We start from the raw sequence: 18594 nt of genomic DNA, 5'->3' as shown, positions 1-18594 counted from the left end.
CTGGGGAAATGCTGACGGCGTTTCCCAAAAACAGGGATTTTGGTGTCGCCCCAGCCAGCCCGAGTGACAAAAGACGCAACCACATTTGGGCCATACATTCAAAAGTGCTGGTGCAAAAAGTGCTAGATGTTTGGACGTGCGTCTTTTGTCACTCGGCTACGCGTAGTACCTGCCCATGAACTCGTCGCGGAAGGCCTCGTACTCCCCGGCGTCGATGGCGTGGCGGATGTTGTCCACCAGGCGGATCATGAACTCCAGGTTGTGCATGGTGCACAGCGTGCCCGCCAGGAACTCCTTGGCCTTGAGCAGGTGGTGGATGTAGGCGCGCGAGTAGTTCTCGGAGACGTAGCCACCGAACTCCTCATCGACGCCGGAAAAGTCCCGCTTGAACCGGGCGTTCATCAGGTTCATGCGCCCATCTAGCGTATAGACGCCACCGCGGCGACCAAGCCGCGTCGGCGCGACGCAGTCGAACGTATCGGCGCCGGCTTCGACGGCGGTGAAAATGTCGTCCGGCTCGGAGATGCCCAGCAGGTGGCGCGGCTTGTCCACGGGCAGCTCATCGGTGACCCAGCCGACGATGGTGCCCAGGTTTTCCTTCTCCAGGGCGCCGCCGATGCCGAACCCGCCGAAGCCGCGTCGGCCGGCCTCGCGCGCCTCCCTGTCGAGGTCGAGCAGTCCGCGGGTGGCGTGGCGTCGTAAATCTTCGTACTGGGCGCCCTGCACCACGCCCCACAGTGACTGCTTCGGGCGGTGCGTGCGCGCCTCGGTGAGGCGGTGGTGCTCGTCGAGGCAGCGCTTCGCCCAGCGGTGGGTGCGCTCCACGGAACGCTCCTGGTAGTCGCGGGTATCCACGAGGGTGGTGAGCTCGTCGAAGGCGAACATGATGTCGGCGCCGAGCTGGTGTTGGATCTGCATGCTCACCTCGGGAGTGAAGCGGTGCTTGGAGCCGTCGATGACAGACTTGAAGTCGACGCCGTCTTCGTCGACCATCGCCATGCGCTTACGCTTCTCGGCCCGGATGTCTTTGTCGGTGAGCCCGGCGGTGTCCATGGCCAGGACCTTCTTGAAGCCGACGCCCAGGCTCATCACCTGGAAGCCACCCGAGTCCGTGTAGGTCGGGCCGTCCCAGTTTTCGAAGGCGGCGACGCCCCCGGCCTCGTCCACGATGTCGGGACCCGGCTGAAGGTACAGGTGGTAGGCGTTGGACAGGATCGCCTGCGCACCGGTCTGGTGGATCTGCTCCGGGGTGAGCGTCTTCACCGTGGCCTTCGTGGCCACCGGGATGAACGCGGGGGTCTGGATCGGGCCGTGCGGCGTATGGATCACACCCGTGCGCCCATGCTTACCCGGCGCGTCATACAAGGTGGTGTTCAGGTCGAAGGAAAGGTCGTCGGTCATGCGTGCTCCAGTGATTCGGGGTGGAATTCGGCTTCGAGTTCGGTGCCCTCCACGTCAACTTCCGGCAGCACCTTGTCCAGCCACTTCGGCATCCACCAGGTGGAACGGCCCAGGATGAACATCGTAGCGGGGACGAGCGCCATGCGGACGAAGAAGGCGTCGAAAAATACGGCGGCGCCGAGCGTAAAGCCAAAGATTTGTATGAATGGCAACGGCTGGTCGATGAACGCCACGAACACCGCAATCATGATGACTGCTGCGGCCGTGACCACGCGCGCGCCCTGCACGAAGCCCTCGACGGTGGACTCGCGCACCGCCTTGATTTCCGCCTCCGGGTCGCCGGCGCGGCGCAACTTCAGGTAGCGCTCGCGGATACGGGTGACAAGGAAGACCTGGTAGTCCATGGCCAGGCCGAACGTGACGCCGATCAGGAAGATCGGCATAAATGACAGGATCGGGCCGGGAGTGTTCACAAGTCCGCCCCAGCCGAGCTGGAACAGGCCCACCGTCATACCGAACGCCGCACCGACCGACAGCAGGAAGCCCAGGCCCGCCACCACCGGCACCAGGATGGAGCGGAACACCAGGATCAGCAGGATGATCGCCAGCCCAACCACAATCGCCAGGTAGAGCGGCATCGCGTCGCCCAGCTCCTCAGTAATGTCCATCTGCACCGCAGTGAGACCCGTCAGGCCTATCGACGTCCCCGTCGCATCCTCCACCTGGACATTGTTCGCGCGCAGCGCATGCGCCACCTCCAGCGTGTACTCCTCTTCCGGACCGCCCTTCGGGGTGGCCAGGATCCGGGCCGCCGTCAGGTCCTCATTCGCGCCGACGAGCTGCGCGTGCTCGATCCCGTTGACGCTGTTGGCCTCCTGCACCGCGTACATAAACGACGCCAGCGCCGCCTTCTGCGCGCGCCCGCCGGCTTCGTCCGGCATCATCGCCATGTACGGCTGCAGCATCTCCGCGTCCGGGTTGACGGAGGTGGCGTCGACAACCAGGAGGAACGGCGCGTTGACCCCCGGGCCGAAGCCCTCCGCCATCAGGTCCGCCGACTTACGCTGCGTGGTGTCCAGGTTCGACGTCGTATCCGACGGCAGCGCCATCTCCAGCTGCAGCAACGGCGACGCCAGCGCACCCAGCCCCAGCACGACGACCGTCATCACCACCACCGGGAACCTGCGCACCACGTTCACCCAGGACCGGCCCACCGACTTCGCCGACAAATCGCGACCAGGCCTCTTGCCCGGGCCAGGGTTGCCCGCGAACCACGGCAACTTCCCACCAAACGAGCGATCACCCCACACCCCCAGCAGCGCCGGGAGCAGCGTTAATGCCACAAGCACCGCGATGAGCACCGTCAGCGCCGCCGCCAGGCCCATCCACGTCAAAAACTCAATACCTGCCAAGGAGAGCGCCACCAGCGCCGTGAACACCGTCGCCCCAGCGAACACCACCGAGGATCCGGCCGTGCCCACCGCCAGGCCCGCCGCCTCCGGCGCGTCCAGCGTCTGCCGCTCCTGCCTGTACCGAGACAGGATGAACAGCGCGTAGTCAATACCGACAGCCAGGCCGATCATCACCGCCAGCACCGGCGTGACCTCATTGAGCTCCACCCAATGCGTCGTGATCAGCACCGCCAGCACACCAATGCCCACCCCAACAACAGCACTCACAATCGGCATTGTCGACGCCACCAAGGACCCAAACGTCACAATCAGCACCACAAACGCCACCGCGAGCCCCACCATCTCCGACGTCGTCTTAATCTGGATCGGATCCCCGAACCCGGCGCCACCGGCCTCAACCTGCAGGCCAGCCTCCCGGCCGATCTCCAGTGCCTCATTGACCACGGCGCGCTCTTCCTCCGACACCGACATCGAAGACTCCGCGCCAAACTCGAACGTGGTGTACCCAATCCGGCCATCGTCCGACACCATCCGCAGGTAGTACGCGTCCTGCTTCGCCTGCTCCTCAGGCAGGCCCATCTGCGTCATCTGCCCGACGATCATCTCCCCCAGCTCCCGGTTCACATGCACCGGGTTGCCAAACCTGTCCGTCCCCGTCAGCCCCTCCAGGTGCTCCTCGATGTAGCCGACCGTCGCGTCCATCCCCGCCATAAACTCGGGCTCTTCTAATCGACGCCCCTCCGGCGCCGCAAACACCAAATTCACCCCAGGCGCCGTCGCCACGTTCCCTTCACCCGGGAAGTGCCGCTCCATGTCCTCGAGTGCTTCGATGCCAGGCGTACCCGAAATCGGAAACTCCGACGTAAATGGCTTCATCAGCGAAAACGCCCCTGCCGCCGTCGCGCCGAGCAGCAACAGCCACGCCACGATCACCTTCCACTTATGCAGAAATGACCAGCGCCCAAGCCGAAACAGCATCTTCGCCACGGTGTTTACGTCCTCACTGTCGCTTCTCGATTCTGACTGCCACCAAACCGTGGCACACTACCAGGCCATCTTATAGGCGAAACCTTGCTGGACTCGATTTCCCTTCATACCCAGGTCACCGGTTTGACCAAGCGAAATTGTTCCCCGCTGCACCAAATTCCATCGCCAGACTTAGACGACCTGGGGAAACGCACCGACCCCACCCCAAAACAGGGAATCTGGTGCACATACAAAGGAGCGAGTGCCAAAAGACGCAACACCATACCTCTAGCCCTTTTCTGGCCTGCGGGAATACAAATGCTCGTTTTGCGAATTGCGTCCTTTGGCACTCGCGCACTCGGGGCCTCCCCAAAACCAAAAAACAACGCACCCCAGGCGAACCCAGAGTGCGTTGTTTTTAATTGGCGGTAGCGGCGGGATTTGAACCCGCGGAGGTTTTACCCTCACTCGCTTTCGAGGCGAGTACCTTCGGCCGCTCGGACACGCTACCGCACACCAGAGTAACGGTTCTTGCCCGAGCAACCAAATCAAGGCGGGGACTAGTCGTTCAGCTTGTCCTCAACCTTGGCGGCTACCTCGTTTGCCTTGTCCTTGACGGCGTCGGCAGCCTCGTTGACCTTATCCTTTGCATCGCCAATGAGCTGGTTGGCCTTGCCCTCGTTCTCGAGAGACTTGTCGTCGGTAAGGTTACCGGCTGCTTCCTTGGCGGTGCCCTTCAGCTTGTCTGCTGCTCCTTCAAAAGCCATGCGATTGCTCCTTTTCGTTTCGTATTTAAGCTAACGGTTCCCCATGGTAGCCGCTTTGGCAGGGCGGCACTGTAACGATTCGGTTAAATATTAGCGCAGGTCCCGGAAAAATTCGGCGAGCAGTTCCGCGTTTTCGGGTTCCATGATCCCGCCGCGGACTTGGATTTGGTGGAGGTGGTGGGGGTCGCGGAGGGCGTCGAATAGGGAGCCGACGGCGCCGGTTTTGGGCTCGAAGGCGCCGAAGATGAGCGAGTCGATGCGGGCGCCGAGCAGGGCCCCGGCACACATGGTGCAGGGTTCCAAGGTGACGACGAGCTCGCAACCGTCAAGGCGCCACGTCCCGAGGGTGCGCGCGGCGTCCCGGATCGCTTCGACTTCGGCGTGGGCGGTGGGGTCTTGGCGTTGTTCGCGCCGGTTGACGCCGCGGCCGATCACCTCGCCGCCAGCGTCGAAGACGAGGGCGCCGACGGGCACGTCGCCGGGCGGGGTCGTTGCCGCGAGGTCGAGCGCTTGTTGCATGCGGGCGGTGGCGCGCCGCTGCCAGCTTGAGCAGGCCAACGTTACCGCAGTGCTTCGTAGAATTCGTCGGCGAAGCCGAGGGCGTCGGCGATGTCGTCGATGAGGTCGGCGGGGTCTTCGTCGGCGTCGAGGAGCAGGCTGAGGCGTTCTTCGGTGAGGCCGAGGTCGGCGAGGATGTCGAAGTCGCCGTCGGCCCAGCTGTCGGTGTCGTCGAGGTCATCGGGGTCGATGTCGGGGATGTCGCAGCCGGCTTCTTCGAGGGCGTCGGCGGCGTAGTCGTCGTCGACGGCGATGGGGGCGTCGCTAAGCAAAATGCGTGCCCGGTTCGGGCCTGGGCGCAGCACCACAACGTACTCATTTTCGACGTTGAGCAGCGCAAACGCCGGACCTTCGCTGCGGAGGCGGCGCACTGCGGCGATGGTGTCTTCCAGCGAGTCGAAGGTGTCGTTGTAGCGGTGCACGGACCATGCGCCGTCGTGCTGGGCGACTGTCACTGCGTACCCGTCTGGAAATTCCTGTGCCATGCCTCACGACATTAGCCTGCACGCAGTGAATTTGTCACTAGAATGTGAAACCGTGACTGCCTCATTCCTACATTCTTCGCGCCACCTGCCTCCCGTCTGCATTGTTGGGCTGGGGTTGATCGGTGGCTCCATCATTCGCGACCTCACCGCGGCCGGCCACGATGCGTTCGGCTACACGCACTCGAATGCGGGCACGAGGGCTGCGCAAAAGGATGGTTTCGACGTCACCAACGACCTCGAGGCCGCACTGCAGAAGGCAGAGGCGCAGCAGGCCCTGATCGTGATCGCGGTGCCGATGGACGCCGTGGCGACCGTCCTGGACGCCATCGCTGAGCACGCCCCGAGCTGCGGCATCACCGACGTTGTGAGCGTGAAGCAGCCCGTGTACGACCTCGTGCTGGAGCGCGGTCTCGAGGAGCGCTACGTCGGCGGGCACCCGATGGCCGGCACCGAGTTTTCCGGCTGGTCGGCGTCCCAAGAAGGGTTGTTCCAGCGCGCGGCGTGGGTGGTGACGTATGACTACGCGGAGAGCGTCGACAAGGTGCCACAGACGTGGGCGAGCCTGTTCGCGGACGTGTGCAACCTGGTCGCGGTCACGGGCGCGGAGGCCGTGCCGGTGTCAGTGAAGCGCCACGACGAGGCAGTGGCCCGCGTGTCCCACCTGCCGCACGTCATCGCGGAGGCGCTCTCCGTGGTCGGGGATCGCGGCGGCACGTTGGCGCAGTCGCTTGCGGCTGGCTCATTCAAGGGCGCCACGCGCGTCGCGGGCACGGACCCGTCGCTGGTCCGCAACATGTGCGAAACCAACGCCGAGAGCCTCGTCAGCATCATTGACGAGTTCACCGAACTGCTTGCCGACGCCCGCTCCGCCCTCTCCGCCGACGCTCCTTCCATGAAGCGCCTCGCCGAGAACGGCCACCGGGCGCACACCCGTATGCTGGCGCGTTCGGGCGCGCGACGTGAGTCGGTGTCACCGGTGAAGATTTCTTCGCGCCCTGTGATGCGCCTGCACCCGGGCGCGCCAGGCTGGGTGAAGCAGCTGCGCCAGATCGAGTCGTTGGGCGGACGCGTCGAGGTGTTCTAACTCGCGTTTGTTGGATACGGCAAAGGCCCGAGGGGATCACTCCCTTCGGGCCTTTCGTATGCGTTCAGCGTGTCGCTTATGCGTCCGCTTATGCGTCGCGGCGACGTCCCATGAAAACGTACGCGCCGCCGATCAGGAACAGCACGATACCGAGCGTGATCACGCCGGACATTGGGGTACCGGTGTCGGCGAGGTCCCCGCTGCGGGTCGACGTGGTCGTCGAGGAGGACTTGCTGGAGCTGCGCTTGCTGGTGCTCTTCGCCGTGGAGCGCGTGCCAGCGGTGCTGCGGGACGTTGCGCTGGTGGTGCGGCCGGTGGACACGGTGCCGGAGCTCTTGGAGTTGGAGAATGTCGACGTCGACTTCGTCGTGGTGGACTTCGACTTCGAACCTGCCGCACCCGCGCCTGCGAGGGCACCGAACGCGCCGAGCAGCGGCTTGACTTCCTTGAACACGTCAAGAATTTCCTGCGGCTTGGACTTCGTGCTTGTTGCGCGGGTGTCCTTGTCCAGGGTGATTTCCTTGACCGCGTGGTCGTCGTCCTTCTTGATCTGGATAGACTTGTTCTTGAAGCCTTCTGGCGCCTCTACGAGGCGGACAGTGAAGTCCTTGCCGTTGAGTTCTTTTGGCAGGGTCGTCAACATGTAGCCGTCGGCGTCAGTCTCGCCTTCGAGCTCAAGGTTGTTCAGGCTCGGGACAACCAGGCGGGCACCCTCCACTGGCTTCTTATCGTTGCCACTACCTGCGTAGATCTCGACCTCGAGCGTGCGCTGCTCTGCGGCCTGTTCCGTCTTGGATGTGGTCGGCGTCGTAGACGGCGTCGCAGTGGTCGACACCGTAGGCTCAGCGGGCTTCGCTGTCTCAGTCGTGGACTTCTCTGCGGAGTCAGACGACTTCGTCTCCGCCTTTTCGTTCTTTTCCGACTCAGGCTTCTCTGCCGTCTCAGACCCCGAGGACGGCTTCTCCGCGTCCGTATCCGTACCCGCGTGCTTGATGGCGGTGAACCCGAACTTCTTGTCGGTGCCGAGTACCTCGCTGAGCGTGTCGTCGCCGTCCTGGGAGAACGTTGCTACAAGCTCGTCGCCAGGGCCGATCTTCAGCTGCGTCGGCTTGAACTCGACGGTGTTGCCGTCCTTGTCGCCGGCAACGAAGACGTCGGTGTCCTTGGTCACCGCGTAGGCAACATCGCCGAGGCGCTCAATGCCCTCGGTCTTCACACCATGCTTCACCTTCAGCGTAGTCACGCTGAGTTTGTCGGTGTCAGTGTTCAGGGTCCACAATGCCGGTTTGCCGTCGAGGGTTTCGGCGTATGCATGCAGGTACTCACCCTTCGGGTCGGCCTTCTTGGAAGCCGTGCCCCACGCGCCTGGCGCCGTGAAGTGCTTCGGGTTGCTGAAGGTATCCACCGTCACCTTGTGCTCGGTGAACACCGGGGTGGTGGTTGCGCCCAGCTTGTCCAGGTCGATGGCGTAGTAGCTGTCGCCGTCCTTGGCCAGCTCCTCCGACACAATCAGGCGACCATGAGAGGTAATGGTTGCCGTGGTGATGTCGGTAGGAAGTGCGCCATGCTCGACGCGTGCAGCCCCAAGATCCTCCACGTTGCCCGTCGCCGGGTCGATCTTCAGCAGGTGGTTCTCCTGTGGCGCGGTGGACAGCGCGTAGACGCTGCCGTCGGTTGGGTGCCCCGCCACCGCCGTGTACGTCCACGCACCGGACTCGAGCTCTACACCGCTCGTACCAGTGCCCGGCTTATCGCTTGTCGACGCCTTCTTCGCCTTCGCTGGCGTCGTCGCCACTGCTGGCGCACCCGCAACTGACGGAGCAACGCTCACGGTTGGGGTGGCGCTGGCGCTCGGCGTCACGCTGGAGGAAGCAATGCTCGAAGGAGCGGTTGCTGTCGTGGTGACGGGCGCCTGGGTGGGCGTCTCGGTCGTGGTGTCAGCGTTCGCTGCCACTGGGACGAGTGTGAATGTCCCGGCGAGTGCGGACGCCATCGCCAAGCGGCCGTAGTAACCGGCGGTCTTCGAAAATTTCATTGTTCCCTCTCGTATAGGTTGCGGGGCTGCAAACCCAGTAATCCACCATTCAATGTACAAAACGATGTGGTACTTCTCAAGCAGCAACCCGCCACCATTTTCGTGGTGGCGGGTTGCTTTTCGCTCGTCCTTAGCGCTTTGGGCTAAGAGACCTTTTCCTCACTAGGGGTCTGCTCTTTCTTGCTGGAGCTTTCTCCCTTGCTGGAGCCGTCAGCACCAGCTTCGCAGGCTGCGTAAGCAAGGCCCACCGCGATGGCACCGACCGCGACCAGGATGATGGCCAGCACTGCCGGACCCGCTGCTGGGTGCAGCTGCTCAAGCTGGCGGCTGATCTGGTTCATCCACGCCGGACGCTCGATTGCGAGCTGCGGCATCGCCTGGTTGAACTGCTTGACCACGGCGTTGAACTGGTCCTCGTAGATGACCAGGCTGCCCGCCATCGCGCCGACCAGCAGGCCGAGCGGGATGAGGTACATCGCCGGGTTCGAGGCGGAGGAGGTCTCCGTGATGCAGCGCCCAAGGGAGCTGCCTTCCTTCGGAACTTCCGCCTTCACCAGCTGGATGCTGAGGTCCGTCGGCTGTTCTGCTTCGACTTCGAACAGCTTGGTGGTGATCTTCCCACCCTGGGCTGCCTTCTCGGTCGGGATGCCGTACTCGCCAGCGATCTTCATGACGTCCTCGGACGGGTTGGTCACGCGCAGCTTGTACTTGCCTGGCGTGACGTTGCCGTAGGCAAACTTTCCGTTACCGTCGACGGTTGCGCTCAGGGAGGTCTTGTTGTCCTCCGAGATGAGCTCAACCTTCGCCTCCGTGAGCAGGCCAGCCGGCAGGCCGCTGAGCACACCATCGATGTAGCCCTTCGGGGTCTTGCCCTCAGACACAATCACGTGTGCGTTACCCCACGAGTTCTTGTTCGGGGTAACCGTCAGGATTGACGGTGGGTCCTCCTCGTAGATGCCCTTCTCTTCCTCAATACCCGGGCTACGACGAGGCTGGTCAAGGTCGGCCTTCACCAGCGCCTTGTTGTGGTGACGGGTGCCTGGCTTCAGTGGTGGCAGCGCAGCGGTGAGGAAGACGCGCTCGCCTGGCAGCAGGGTGCGGTTCCAGTCACTCGGCAGGTCGATTTCCATCGGCTTGCAGTCGTTGGAATCGTCTTCACTCGTGCCTTCATTCCACTCGCAGACCTCGTCCGTCAGGGTGACGTTGTACATCGGTGCGGCGCCACGGTTCATGATCTCGTAGGTGAAGTACATGTCTTCATCCACATCGAGGGACACTGGCTTGTTCTTATCCACACCGAACCGTGCGTTGACCTTCTTCTCCACAGAGGCAGAACCAATTCTTGCCACTGCGTTATCAGGTGTCGACGCCACCATCTGTCCCTTGCTGCCCGTACCGCGGGCCGTCGCGATGTTGTTCACAACGGACATGTCCTTCTGCGGCGGAATCTTCGCGGAGGCAAACACGTGCTCGCCCGGCTCCAAGGTGCGATTCTCTGGCTTATCCCAGCCCTCAGGCCAGGTGATCTTGGCATCTCCCAGGAATGGGTCATCCAGGGTGATGTTCTTGATGATCTCGTCGGTCTCGTTGGTGATCACGAAGCCGTAGATCAGGTCCCAGTCCTCAGGGAGGATCGGGGCGCTGTCCATATCGTCGGCATCGTACCCGCGGACACGCTTGCTCAGCTTGAGCTGCTTCTCCGTCAGGTGGACGCCCGGGATTGCAACGTCCTGGCCAGGCTTGACCGGCACATACATTGGGTCTACGTTCTGGATACCCTGCGGGGTGAACACCTCGATGGTGGAGGTACCCGGCAGCGCCTTATCGAAGACGAACTTACCATTCTTGTCGGTGGCGACCACGCTGGTATCACCACGCGGGTCGGTCGCGGTCACGATGACGCCCTCGACTGGGTTGCCGGAGCCGTCGTCAACAACACCTTCGACGTTGCTTCGCGGTGCCTTGATGCTGACAAGGCCAAGCTCGATCGCCTTGTCCTCAGTGACAGTGACCTTCTTCGGCCAGTCCTTCGGCTTTGGCCAGCCATCTGGGACGTCGAGCTCAATGGTGTACTCACCTGGCTCAAGGCGATCCGTGGTGAAGTAGCCGTCCTTGCCAATCTTCACCGCTGGAAGTGTCTCGATAGGCTTGCCGTCCTCGTCAAGGCGTGGGCTGCCGTCCTTATTCTTTGCGGTGCCCTTGATGCGAACCGTGCCGCTCTTGATTGGGTAGTTGCCGTCATCAAGGAGCCAGCCGCTGATCGTGCCTGGTGCTGCACCTGGCTTCGGGTTCGGCGTCGGCTTGCGCTCGAGGTAGACCCGCAAGTCGCCGTTCGTCTTGCCAGCCTCGACAACGACACGCTGGTAACGCGGCGTATTGAAGCCCTCCGGTGCCTCCACCTGGACGACGTACTCGCCCGGCTCGAGACCGGAAGCGGTGAAGATACCGGAATCGTTCGTGGTGACCTGCGTAGATCCGCCACCGAGGCGGAGGATGCTCACCTTCGCGCCAGCAATCTGCTCGACTGGCTTGCCCTCGCTCACGCCGAGCACGTTGCCCTGCAGGGTACCCGTGGTCGGGGTGTTCTCAACTGGGATCCTCTCCAGTTTGATGTCCTGGGCATAGTTGTCCAGGCCCGTCTCGATGACAACGGTGATGTCTGCGCGCTCGAGGTAGCCCTCCGGCTGCGCGATCTTCAACTGGTAGTTACCGGTTGGGATGCCGTTGCGACGGAACGAACCGTCAGCGTTAATAGCCACCGGGTAGCGTCCAGCGTCACCAACAAGAACCAGGCCGGTCTGCGGCAGCGGAGCATTCGTCGCCTTGTCGTAGACACCACCGATGAAGCTACCGGTTTCGGCCTCCACCTCGCTCTTCTTCAGCGTGATGGTCGGGACGACACGCTCCTTACCTGCGTCGATCTTGACCGGGATGTTGTCCACCGGTTCGTAGCCAACCGGCTGGGTCACCTTGAGGCTGTAGGAGCCTGCTGGGATGGTGGCGTCGTCAAATGTGCCGTCTTCGGCGACCTTGACGTCGATGGTGTTGCCCTTGCCGGAGGTCGGCTCGAGCGAGATACCAACGTTCGCAACCGGTTCACCGGCTTCGTCCTCAACGTTGCCCTTGATGGTGCCCTTCGTCGGCTTCGTCTCGAGGGTGATGTCAAGAGCCGTTTCCTCGGCAGGCTTCACCGTGGCGGTCAGACCGCGGACCGGTTTGAACTTCTCCGGCTGCACAACGTCAACCGTGTAATCGCCCACCGGGACCTTGGTGAAGGAGAACGTGCCGTCTTCGGCAGATTCAGATTCGATTGGCTGCTGGCCTGCTCGCTGCAGCTTGATCTTGACCTTGCCAACAGGCTCGCCGTTCTCGTCACGGACAGTGCCTGCAACGTCGCCGATCTCGGCGGTGAACTTAATCACGCCCAAGTCAGCTTCCTTGCCTGGGTAGACCGTCAGTGGTGGAACACTTACGCGCTTGTAGTTGTCCGGGGACTTGACCTCAACATTGTACGTACCTGCTGGTAGCTCTGGCACGGCAATGTTGCCTTCGTTGTTGAATTCCAGATCGATTGGATCGCCGGACTCCGGTACCAGTCGGATCTCGGCACCGTCGACAACCTTGTTGTTCGAGAATTCGACCTTACCCTTCATGCTGCCTGGCTTGCGCTGCAAGGAGACCTGGACAGGATCCGTACCCTGGCCAAGCACAACCTCGAAGCTTTCGCTCTCACCAGCGAGGTGGGTGTCAGTCTCCTCGACCTTCACCGTGTAGGTACCCGGCTCCATCTTGTCGAATGCAAAGCTACCGGACTTATCGGTGGTCTGGGTCTTTACTACCTCACCGTTCTGGATCAACTGTGCTTCGACGCCTTCGATGGCATTGCCGCCGTCGTCAAGCACGGAGCCGTTGAGGCGCTTAAGGTCTCGGGTGACCTCGATGGTGATCTCTTTCTGATCACCTGGCAGCAGACCGTTCACGGTGAGGTTGTTACCGGTGTACTCGCTAGTCTTCGGGACCTCAAAGGTTGCGTTGCCTTCGCTGAGGCCCTCGACGACGAACTTGCCGTCCTTGTCAGTCGTGACTTCTTGCGTGCCTTCGTTCGTCACCTTGACGGTGGCGCCAGCAACTGGCTGCTTGTTTTCGTCGACGACGGTACCGATCACCGTCGCGGACTCGTTGGTCACCCTGACGAATTCCTTGTTATCAGCTGCTGTGGTGCCAGGCTTGATGGTGACGCCGGACTTCGATCCACCCTTGTGGCGATCCGTCGGCTCAACCTCAATCGTGTAAGTACCTGGGCGCAGCTCGTTGAACTCGACCTTGCCGTTCACGTCACCGGTGCCCTTGGTCTCTGCACCGTTTTCATCAATCAGCTTGATGACTGGTGACGAGATAGCACGGCTCTTCTCATCCATGACGTGGACCGTCATGGATGCATCTTTACGACGCAGCTTCACATCGCGAACGACGTTGCCCGCTGCATCGACCTTGAGCTCAATACCCTGGGCCTCGTCGTATGCTGCAGAGTCGTCAATGGTGACCTTGTAGGTACCGACTGGAACCTTATCGAAAGCGACCTTGCCGTTTGCGGTGGTCAAGTCCTTGTTGATTTGCGTCTTGTAAGCGTCAGACTGCGTGCCCTTAAGCCGTACCTTCACACCGTTTACTGGCTGCCCTGCATCGTCAGTGACGTTAATCGTGACGGTGCCCGGGTTACGCGTGACGATGTAGTTAGCGCGGCCACCTGCAGCCCACCTCACGGTGACCTTACCCTGCGTCGAACCATGAGTGTCGTTTGCCTCAACCTGGACGATGTACTCACCAGCAGGCAGGTTGCCCGAGGTGTACACGCCGCGCTCGCCTTCGGTCCAGGTAGTGTCAACGTCCTTGAGAGTCAGCTTTGCGCCACTGACTAGCTCGCCGGCCTCATTACGGACGGTCGCGACAATTGGAGCGCGATTTTCCTTGAGGTCAAACTCAACCTTTGCAGCCTCTCCAGGCTTGACGGTGACAGACTTGGTCGTCTCGTCGAAGCGGCCATCACCCGAGTTTCGGACCGTGACCTCGTACTTACCTGGCAGCAGCTTCGCGGAACCGGTATTTGCAAAGGAGAACTTACCGCTCGAGTCAACGCCACCGAAGTCGATGTACGCGCCGTTCTGGCCCTTTGCTTCCACCGAGACACCACCCGAAGCAGGCTTCCCGTCGATGCGGACGGTGCCTTCAATGCGGGAGGTTGCTCGGTCGACCTTGATGTCTTCGACAGTCTTCCTCTCCGCTGCCTTGAGCGCGGAGAACTTCTGCGAGGCCTCTGCGTAGGTGCCGTCACCTGCGGCAGCAACGGTTACCGAGTCAGTACCAGCCGCGACCCTGTTAAAGGTGTAGTAGCCGTTCCAGTTCGTACGAACCGTCTCATTGCCAACTCGAACTTCGGCATTCACCACTGGCTTGCCATCGTCGTAGATGACGCGACCGTTGATTTCGCCTGGGTTCTTCTTCAGCGTGATCTCCTGGACTTGCATGCCATTCTTGGGATCAATCGTGACGGTTCGAGGAGCATTCTCGAACGTGTACTTGTCGCCCAGGTCGCCCTTCGGAGAAGTCAGCTTGAGATCGTAGGTGCCTGGGTACAGCACCTGCTGGACAAAGCCGTTCTTATCAGTGACGCCCTTACGTCCTTCAGCCCCGTTTGCCTTCTTATGGTTCGGGCTCGGAGCGACTTCCCACGTCACGCCCGCAGCGCCCTCTTCACCGCCGAGGAACTGGAGAAGGAGTTCCTTCGTCATAAAGTTCGGCTTCAGCGGGTCAGGAAGATCGTAGGTTTTGCCGCCTTCAGTCTTATTGACAGGCACTGACGTATTCAGTTCGTAGGTGTAGTTATCAATTGCATCGACCTTGACCTGAACTGTCGCAGTGGGCTTCACGCCTGCAACAACGAACTGGCCGCGACCGTCCGTCTTCACGCTCTTGCCGTTTACAGAGACCGTGGCACCAGAAATTGGCTTATCGAACTGGTCAAGCACCACGCCCTGGTAGGAAGCCAGCGTCTTGGACACTGTGGCGCGCACAATCTTAGTTTCGCCTGGAAGCACGAACTCATAACCGCTGCCTACGACCTTTCCGTTCCGGTCGATCAGCTGGACGGATACCTCACCTGGGTTGACAACACCGAGGTCGTATCCTGCTTGATTCTTGTATGGGTAGTCACCCCAAGTCTGATTGTTGTATTTCAGGCGAATCTTTCCGCCATCAAAGTTCTCGTTGCTTGGGACCTGGATCTCTACCTTAGCGCGGGCCTCTTTCAACGTTGGTCGGAAGTCAACTCCGTCGATCGTACGGTTACTAATATTCACCGTTCGTGAAACGGTATTGATGTAGTCACCAGAGAGCTGGAAGCGGTAGCTTCCATTGTCCAGACCCTGAATCTTGTAATCCCCAGAGTCCAGGAGAGATACCTTCCGGACCTCGCGTTTGTTTTGGTCAAACACTGTGAGGGTAAGCCCCTGCGCAGCATTGAACGAGTAACCAGACGGCAGGTAAACCCTACCGCTTACCTCCTTGCGCTGCAGGTAGAACCTGATTTCACTTGGCCGGTTCCCTGGGATATTGAACGACTGTGCTGATGTAGGGAAGTACTCATCCGAGCCGCTGTACCAAATTTGGTAGTCGCCGTAGCTTCCGGTTAGTTCAGTCGACGACCAATTCCCATGGTCAATTGAAGCTCCGTTACTCGGGCCAAGGTCGGTACGTTTGATCTGCAGGCTACCTCCCGTGTTCCACAGCGGGTAGCCATGACGATCGTGCATATGGACCAAAACGGTCCCCTTGCGCTCCTCAAGTTTGATATTGAGGTAGGACTGCTGGTCAGCACTGATTGTAACGCTACCGCTTGACGTTGAAGTCTTATCGTTCAGGCGAGCTTCCCAGCCGTACGTCCCAGAATTGAACTTCTCGCTCACAAACCAGCCGTTGCCACCAACTTGAACTGGGCGCCCATCAATCTTCAGGTCAACATCGGAGGCCGAGTAGCCATTCGGTACCTGTACAAGGCCCGCTACCCAACCTTGTTTGGGGGCTTCTGGTTTCTTTTCCTCAGCTTCACGGTGCCCAAAGCCTCCCTGAAGGCGACCTTGCTCGAAGTTTCCCAAGAGCTTTCGATCGAGATCGTTCGCAGACTCAATCCACAATGAGTGGACGTCAGACTGTGGGAGGTAACAAGGCGAAGAGGTGGTGCACTTGGAGGAGAGATCAAGCTTATAGGACTTCCCGTCAGAGGTGATCGGAAAATCAAACTCGCCTAGAGTCTCAACAACTTCAGCACCCTGCTTGATCTGGACTTTTACCTTACCGATCGGCACGATCGGCTTTTTGGACTCCAGCCAAGGAGTGATTGTAAAAATCCCGGAGATAGGGATTGGATATCGCGCCGACCCTACAGACTGTATCGCCCACGAAATTTTTCGCTGCCCCTTTTTAGTCACTTTTGCCTGCTGAATGGGCAAATCAGTGATAACAGTTGCCGACGCCGACGGCAGCGCCACCTCAGCGGCGTGGTCGCTCACAGCCGGGACGGCCATCCCACCGATAGCTAAAGAAAAAGCGGTCGCCGTAGCTATGGCCGCTTTGCGAATGCTGGAAAACAGTCCGCGTCCGGACTTACCGTTTCCGGTCATTGTGGTCTCCTGATTCGTACGTTATTGAGAGAAATTCGAAGCCTAGGAGCGAGCGCACAGACTTCTCCTAAGTAATCTGTACAAATATACGTCGTTTACCACCGTCAACTCAAGCTAAGAGCTACATATACGCAGCGCAAGAATCGCAAATCCCCTCTTCGCACCGCTCCAATTATCGACGCCCCCTCCGACCTGCGCCCTTAGTCCAAATCAATCAGGCACCCCAACACACGCCGGGCAAACCTTGCAAAAAGCTGAGAGCAGCGGGGTCCCCCTTTGTTTCCACATTTCGCCGATTGCCGATGAGGGAATGAGTGCCAAGAGACGCAATCCGAGAAAACGTGACCAATATACACACAGGTCAGAAAAGGACTAGGCTTCAAGGGGTGCGTCTTTTGACACCGCCTCAAAGAATAAAGCAAAAACCCCAGTCCACACGCGGTGGACTGGGGTTTTATTTGGTGCGCCCGGAGGGATTCGAACCCCCAACCTTCTGATCCGTAGTCAGATGCTCTATCCGTTGAGCCACGGGCGCGGTGTTTTGCTGCCTTGCAAGCAACGAAAGAGACTCTACACCGAAACGATGAGTGCAGCAAAACGCCTGCTAGATCCCCAGAACTGCTTTGGCGATGAAGAAGTAAATAATCAGACCGGTGGCGTCACAGAACGTAGAGATAAACGGGTTAGAGAACACGGCCGGGTCAGCGCCAATGGTCTTAGCGATGATTGGCATCACACCGCCCACGGTTGCGGCCATCGTGCATACGAGCAGCAGCGTCAACCCAATGACAATGCCCACCGACTGCCCGAACACCAGCCCTGCCAGCACAAACCCCAACGTTCCGAGCACGGCACCGAGAAGCATACCCACCCGCATTTCGCGCCACGCCACCTTAGCCACGTCGCGATTACGGACGTCATTGAGTGCGAGCGCGCGAGTCACGGTGGTGGCGGCCTGGTTGCCGGTGTTACCGCCGGTACCCGTCAGCAGCGGGATGAATAAGGACAACACGACGGCCTTCTCCAGCGTGTCCTCGAAGATACCGAGCACCTGCACGGTCAGGATCGCGGAGACCGCAAGCACCAGCAGCCAGACGATACGGCTCTTGACCAGGGCCTGCACGGGCGTTGAGAGGTACGGGCGCTTCAGGGACTCGGACGCACCCAGGCGGGCTGTGTCCTCGCTGTCTGCTTCCTCGACGATGTCGTGAGCCTCGTCGTATGTGAATATGCCCACCAGGTGGTGCTCATTATCGACGACCGGCAACGCCAGCAGGTTCGACGCCAGGAACCAGCGCGCGGTGTCCTCTGCCTCGTCGGAGGCGTAGGCGTACTGCGCTTCCCGCATGACCTCGGAAACGGGTTGGTTGGCGTTGGATTGGAAGAGGCGTCGTAAAGAAACGATGCCTACGAGCGTGCGGTGCGCATCCGTGACGGGGACGGTGTAGATCGTCTCCAGACTGTCGACGTTCTCGCGGAGATTATCGACGACCTCCTTGACCGTCATCTCTGGCGTGACCAGCGGCACCTCCGGCGACATGGTGCGGCCGACGGTGCCCTTCTCGTAGCCGAGGACGACGTTGGTGACGCGCTGGTCGTCCTCGTCGAGCTCGTGCATAAGGCGGGCGGCGACCTCGGGAGGGAGCTCGTCGAGGAGGGCCACGCGGTCCTCGGCGCCGAGGGCGTCGAAGAAGCCGACGACGGCTTCGTCGCCAAGTGCGGTGACCATGTCTGCCTGGTGCGCCGGGTCCAGCACGTCGAAGACGACCGCAGAGCGCTCCGGCGACAGCAGGCGCAGAATCTTCGCACCGTTTGTGACATCGGTGCGCTCAATCATCGCGATGATGTCTTTGAGGCGGACGTGCTTCAGCTGCTCCTGAAGTTCCGACAGCTCCTCTATCTCAGGGTCGTGGTCCTCCAGCCGCCGCTCGAGCTCGTAGAGCTGCTCGGGGTCATTGATCTTCATCTCCACGTCCTTTCACCTCACCGCGATTGGCCAAGTCAAGCATTGCAAGCGTAGCCGCACTTACCCCCGGAGGTGGAATAGCGCACCTTTTTGTAAAGCGAACTACCTGCATGTTTTGCCTATCCCTTTCCATCCCTAGCCTTGGGCGGGGGTGAGAATGTTAAGTTTTACTGGACAGAAACGATATCAATCTGTGACATACCTGTGCTGCAGGTCCAGTGCAGCGTTTCCGCTCTTGAGCAAA

At 60.7% G+C, this 18594-nt stretch carries 9 protein-coding genes and 2 tRNA genes; 1 reads left to right on the top strand and 10 read right to left on the bottom strand.

Annotated elements, in window-relative coordinates; genetic code table 11:
- Positions 1-156: 156 nt before the first annotated feature.
- From tgt to QP802_RS05315, 6 genes are all read right to left on the bottom strand, one after another.
- A complete protein-coding gene (gene tgt / locus QP802_RS05340) occupies positions 157-1401 on the bottom strand; it encodes a tRNA guanosine(34) transglycosylase Tgt (RefSeq protein ID WP_284817742.1) in 1245 nt (414 codons plus the stop codon).
- Positions 1398-3800 carry an MMPL family transporter gene (locus QP802_RS05335; RefSeq protein WP_284817741.1) on the bottom strand — a complete coding sequence of 801 codons (2403 nt, stop codon included), beginning with the start codon at positions 3798-3800 and terminating at the stop codon, positions 1398-1400. Before QP802_RS05335 ends, tgt begins: the two co-directional genes overlap by 4 nt.
- A gap of 402 nt (positions 3801-4202) precedes the next feature.
- Positions 4203-4290 (bottom strand) — tRNA-Ser (locus QP802_RS05330).
- A gap of 49 nt (positions 4291-4339) precedes the next feature.
- Positions 4340-4546, bottom strand: coding sequence for a CsbD family protein (locus QP802_RS05325; protein WP_284817740.1), 207 nt, complete (start codon positions 4544-4546; stop codon positions 4340-4342).
- Positions 4547-4636: 90 nt separating this feature from the next.
- Complete coding sequence (locus tag QP802_RS05320) at positions 4637-5065, bottom strand: nucleoside deaminase (RefSeq protein ID WP_070363620.1); 429 nt, start codon at positions 5063-5065, stop codon at positions 4637-4639.
- Positions 5066-5106: 41 nt separating this feature from the next.
- Complete coding sequence (locus tag QP802_RS05315) at positions 5107-5589, bottom strand: tRNA adenosine deaminase-associated protein (protein ID WP_284817739.1); 483 nt, start codon at positions 5587-5589, stop codon at positions 5107-5109.
- Positions 5590-5641: 52 nt separating this feature from the next.
- Between QP802_RS05315 and QP802_RS05310 the strand changes: the two genes are divergently transcribed.
- Positions 5642-6673, top strand: coding sequence for a prephenate dehydrogenase (locus tag QP802_RS05310; RefSeq protein ID WP_246814881.1), 1032 nt, complete (start codon positions 5642-5644; stop codon positions 6671-6673).
- Between the two features lie 88 nt (positions 6674-6761).
- Here QP802_RS05310 and QP802_RS05305 read toward each other — a convergent pair whose 3' ends face one another.
- The 4 genes from QP802_RS05305 to mgtE all read right to left on the bottom strand — a co-directional run bounded on the left by QP802_RS05305 (position 6762) and on the right by mgtE (position 18350).
- Positions 6762-8708: a hypothetical protein gene (locus QP802_RS05305; protein ID WP_284817738.1), complete on the bottom strand. Its 1947-nt coding sequence runs from the start codon at positions 8706-8708 to the stop codon at positions 6762-6764.
- A gap of 143 nt (positions 8709-8851) precedes the next feature.
- Positions 8852-16384 carry a carboxypeptidase regulatory-like domain-containing protein gene (locus QP802_RS05300; RefSeq protein WP_284817737.1) on the bottom strand — a complete coding sequence of 2511 codons (7533 nt, stop codon included), beginning with the start codon at positions 16382-16384 and terminating at the stop codon, positions 8852-8854.
- A gap of 459 nt (positions 16385-16843) precedes the next feature.
- Positions 16844-16919: transfer RNA gene (locus QP802_RS05295), tRNA-Arg, on the bottom strand.
- Between the two features lie 69 nt (positions 16920-16988).
- Complete coding sequence (gene mgtE / locus QP802_RS05290) at positions 16989-18350, bottom strand: magnesium transporter (protein WP_070477250.1); 1362 nt, start codon at positions 18348-18350, stop codon at positions 16989-16991.
- Positions 18351-18594: the final 244 nt, after the last annotated feature.

It is taken from the genome of Corynebacterium sp. UMB10119B (assembly GCF_030228125.1).
Lineage (GTDB): Bacteria > Actinomycetota > Actinomycetes > Mycobacteriales > Mycobacteriaceae > Corynebacterium > Corynebacterium pseudogenitalium.
The sequence above is the reverse complement of the archived record's forward strand: the minus strand, read 5'-3'. Positions and strand labels throughout refer to the sequence as shown.

What these genes read in the sequence shown, in the direction of transcription:
- tgt (WP_284817742.1), bottom strand. Translation starts at nt 1,401, where the DNA reads ATGACCGACGACCTTTCCTTCGACCTGAACACCACCTTGTATGACGCG.
- QP802_RS05325 (WP_284817740.1), bottom strand. Translation starts at nt 4,546, where the DNA reads ATGGCTTTTGAAGGAGCAGCAGACAAGCTGAAGGGCACCGCCAAGGAA.
- QP802_RS05320 (WP_070363620.1), bottom strand. Translation starts at nt 5,065, where the DNA reads ATGCAACAAGCGCTCGACCTCGCGGCAACGACCCCGCCCGGCGACGTG.
- QP802_RS05315 (WP_284817739.1), bottom strand. Translation starts at nt 5,589, where the DNA reads ATGGCACAGGAATTTCCAGACGGGTACGCAGTGACAGTCGCCCAGCAC.
- QP802_RS05305 (WP_284817738.1), bottom strand. Translation starts at nt 8,708, where the DNA reads ATGAAATTTTCGAAGACCGCCGGTTACTACGGCCGCTTGGCGATGGCG.
- QP802_RS05300 (WP_284817737.1), bottom strand. Translation starts at nt 16,384, where the DNA reads ATGACCGGAAACGGTAAGTCCGGACGCGGACTGTTTTCCAGCATTCGC.
- mgtE (WP_070477250.1), bottom strand. Translation starts at nt 18,350, where the DNA reads ATGAAGATCAATGACCCCGAGCAGCTCTACGAGCTCGAGCGGCGGCTG.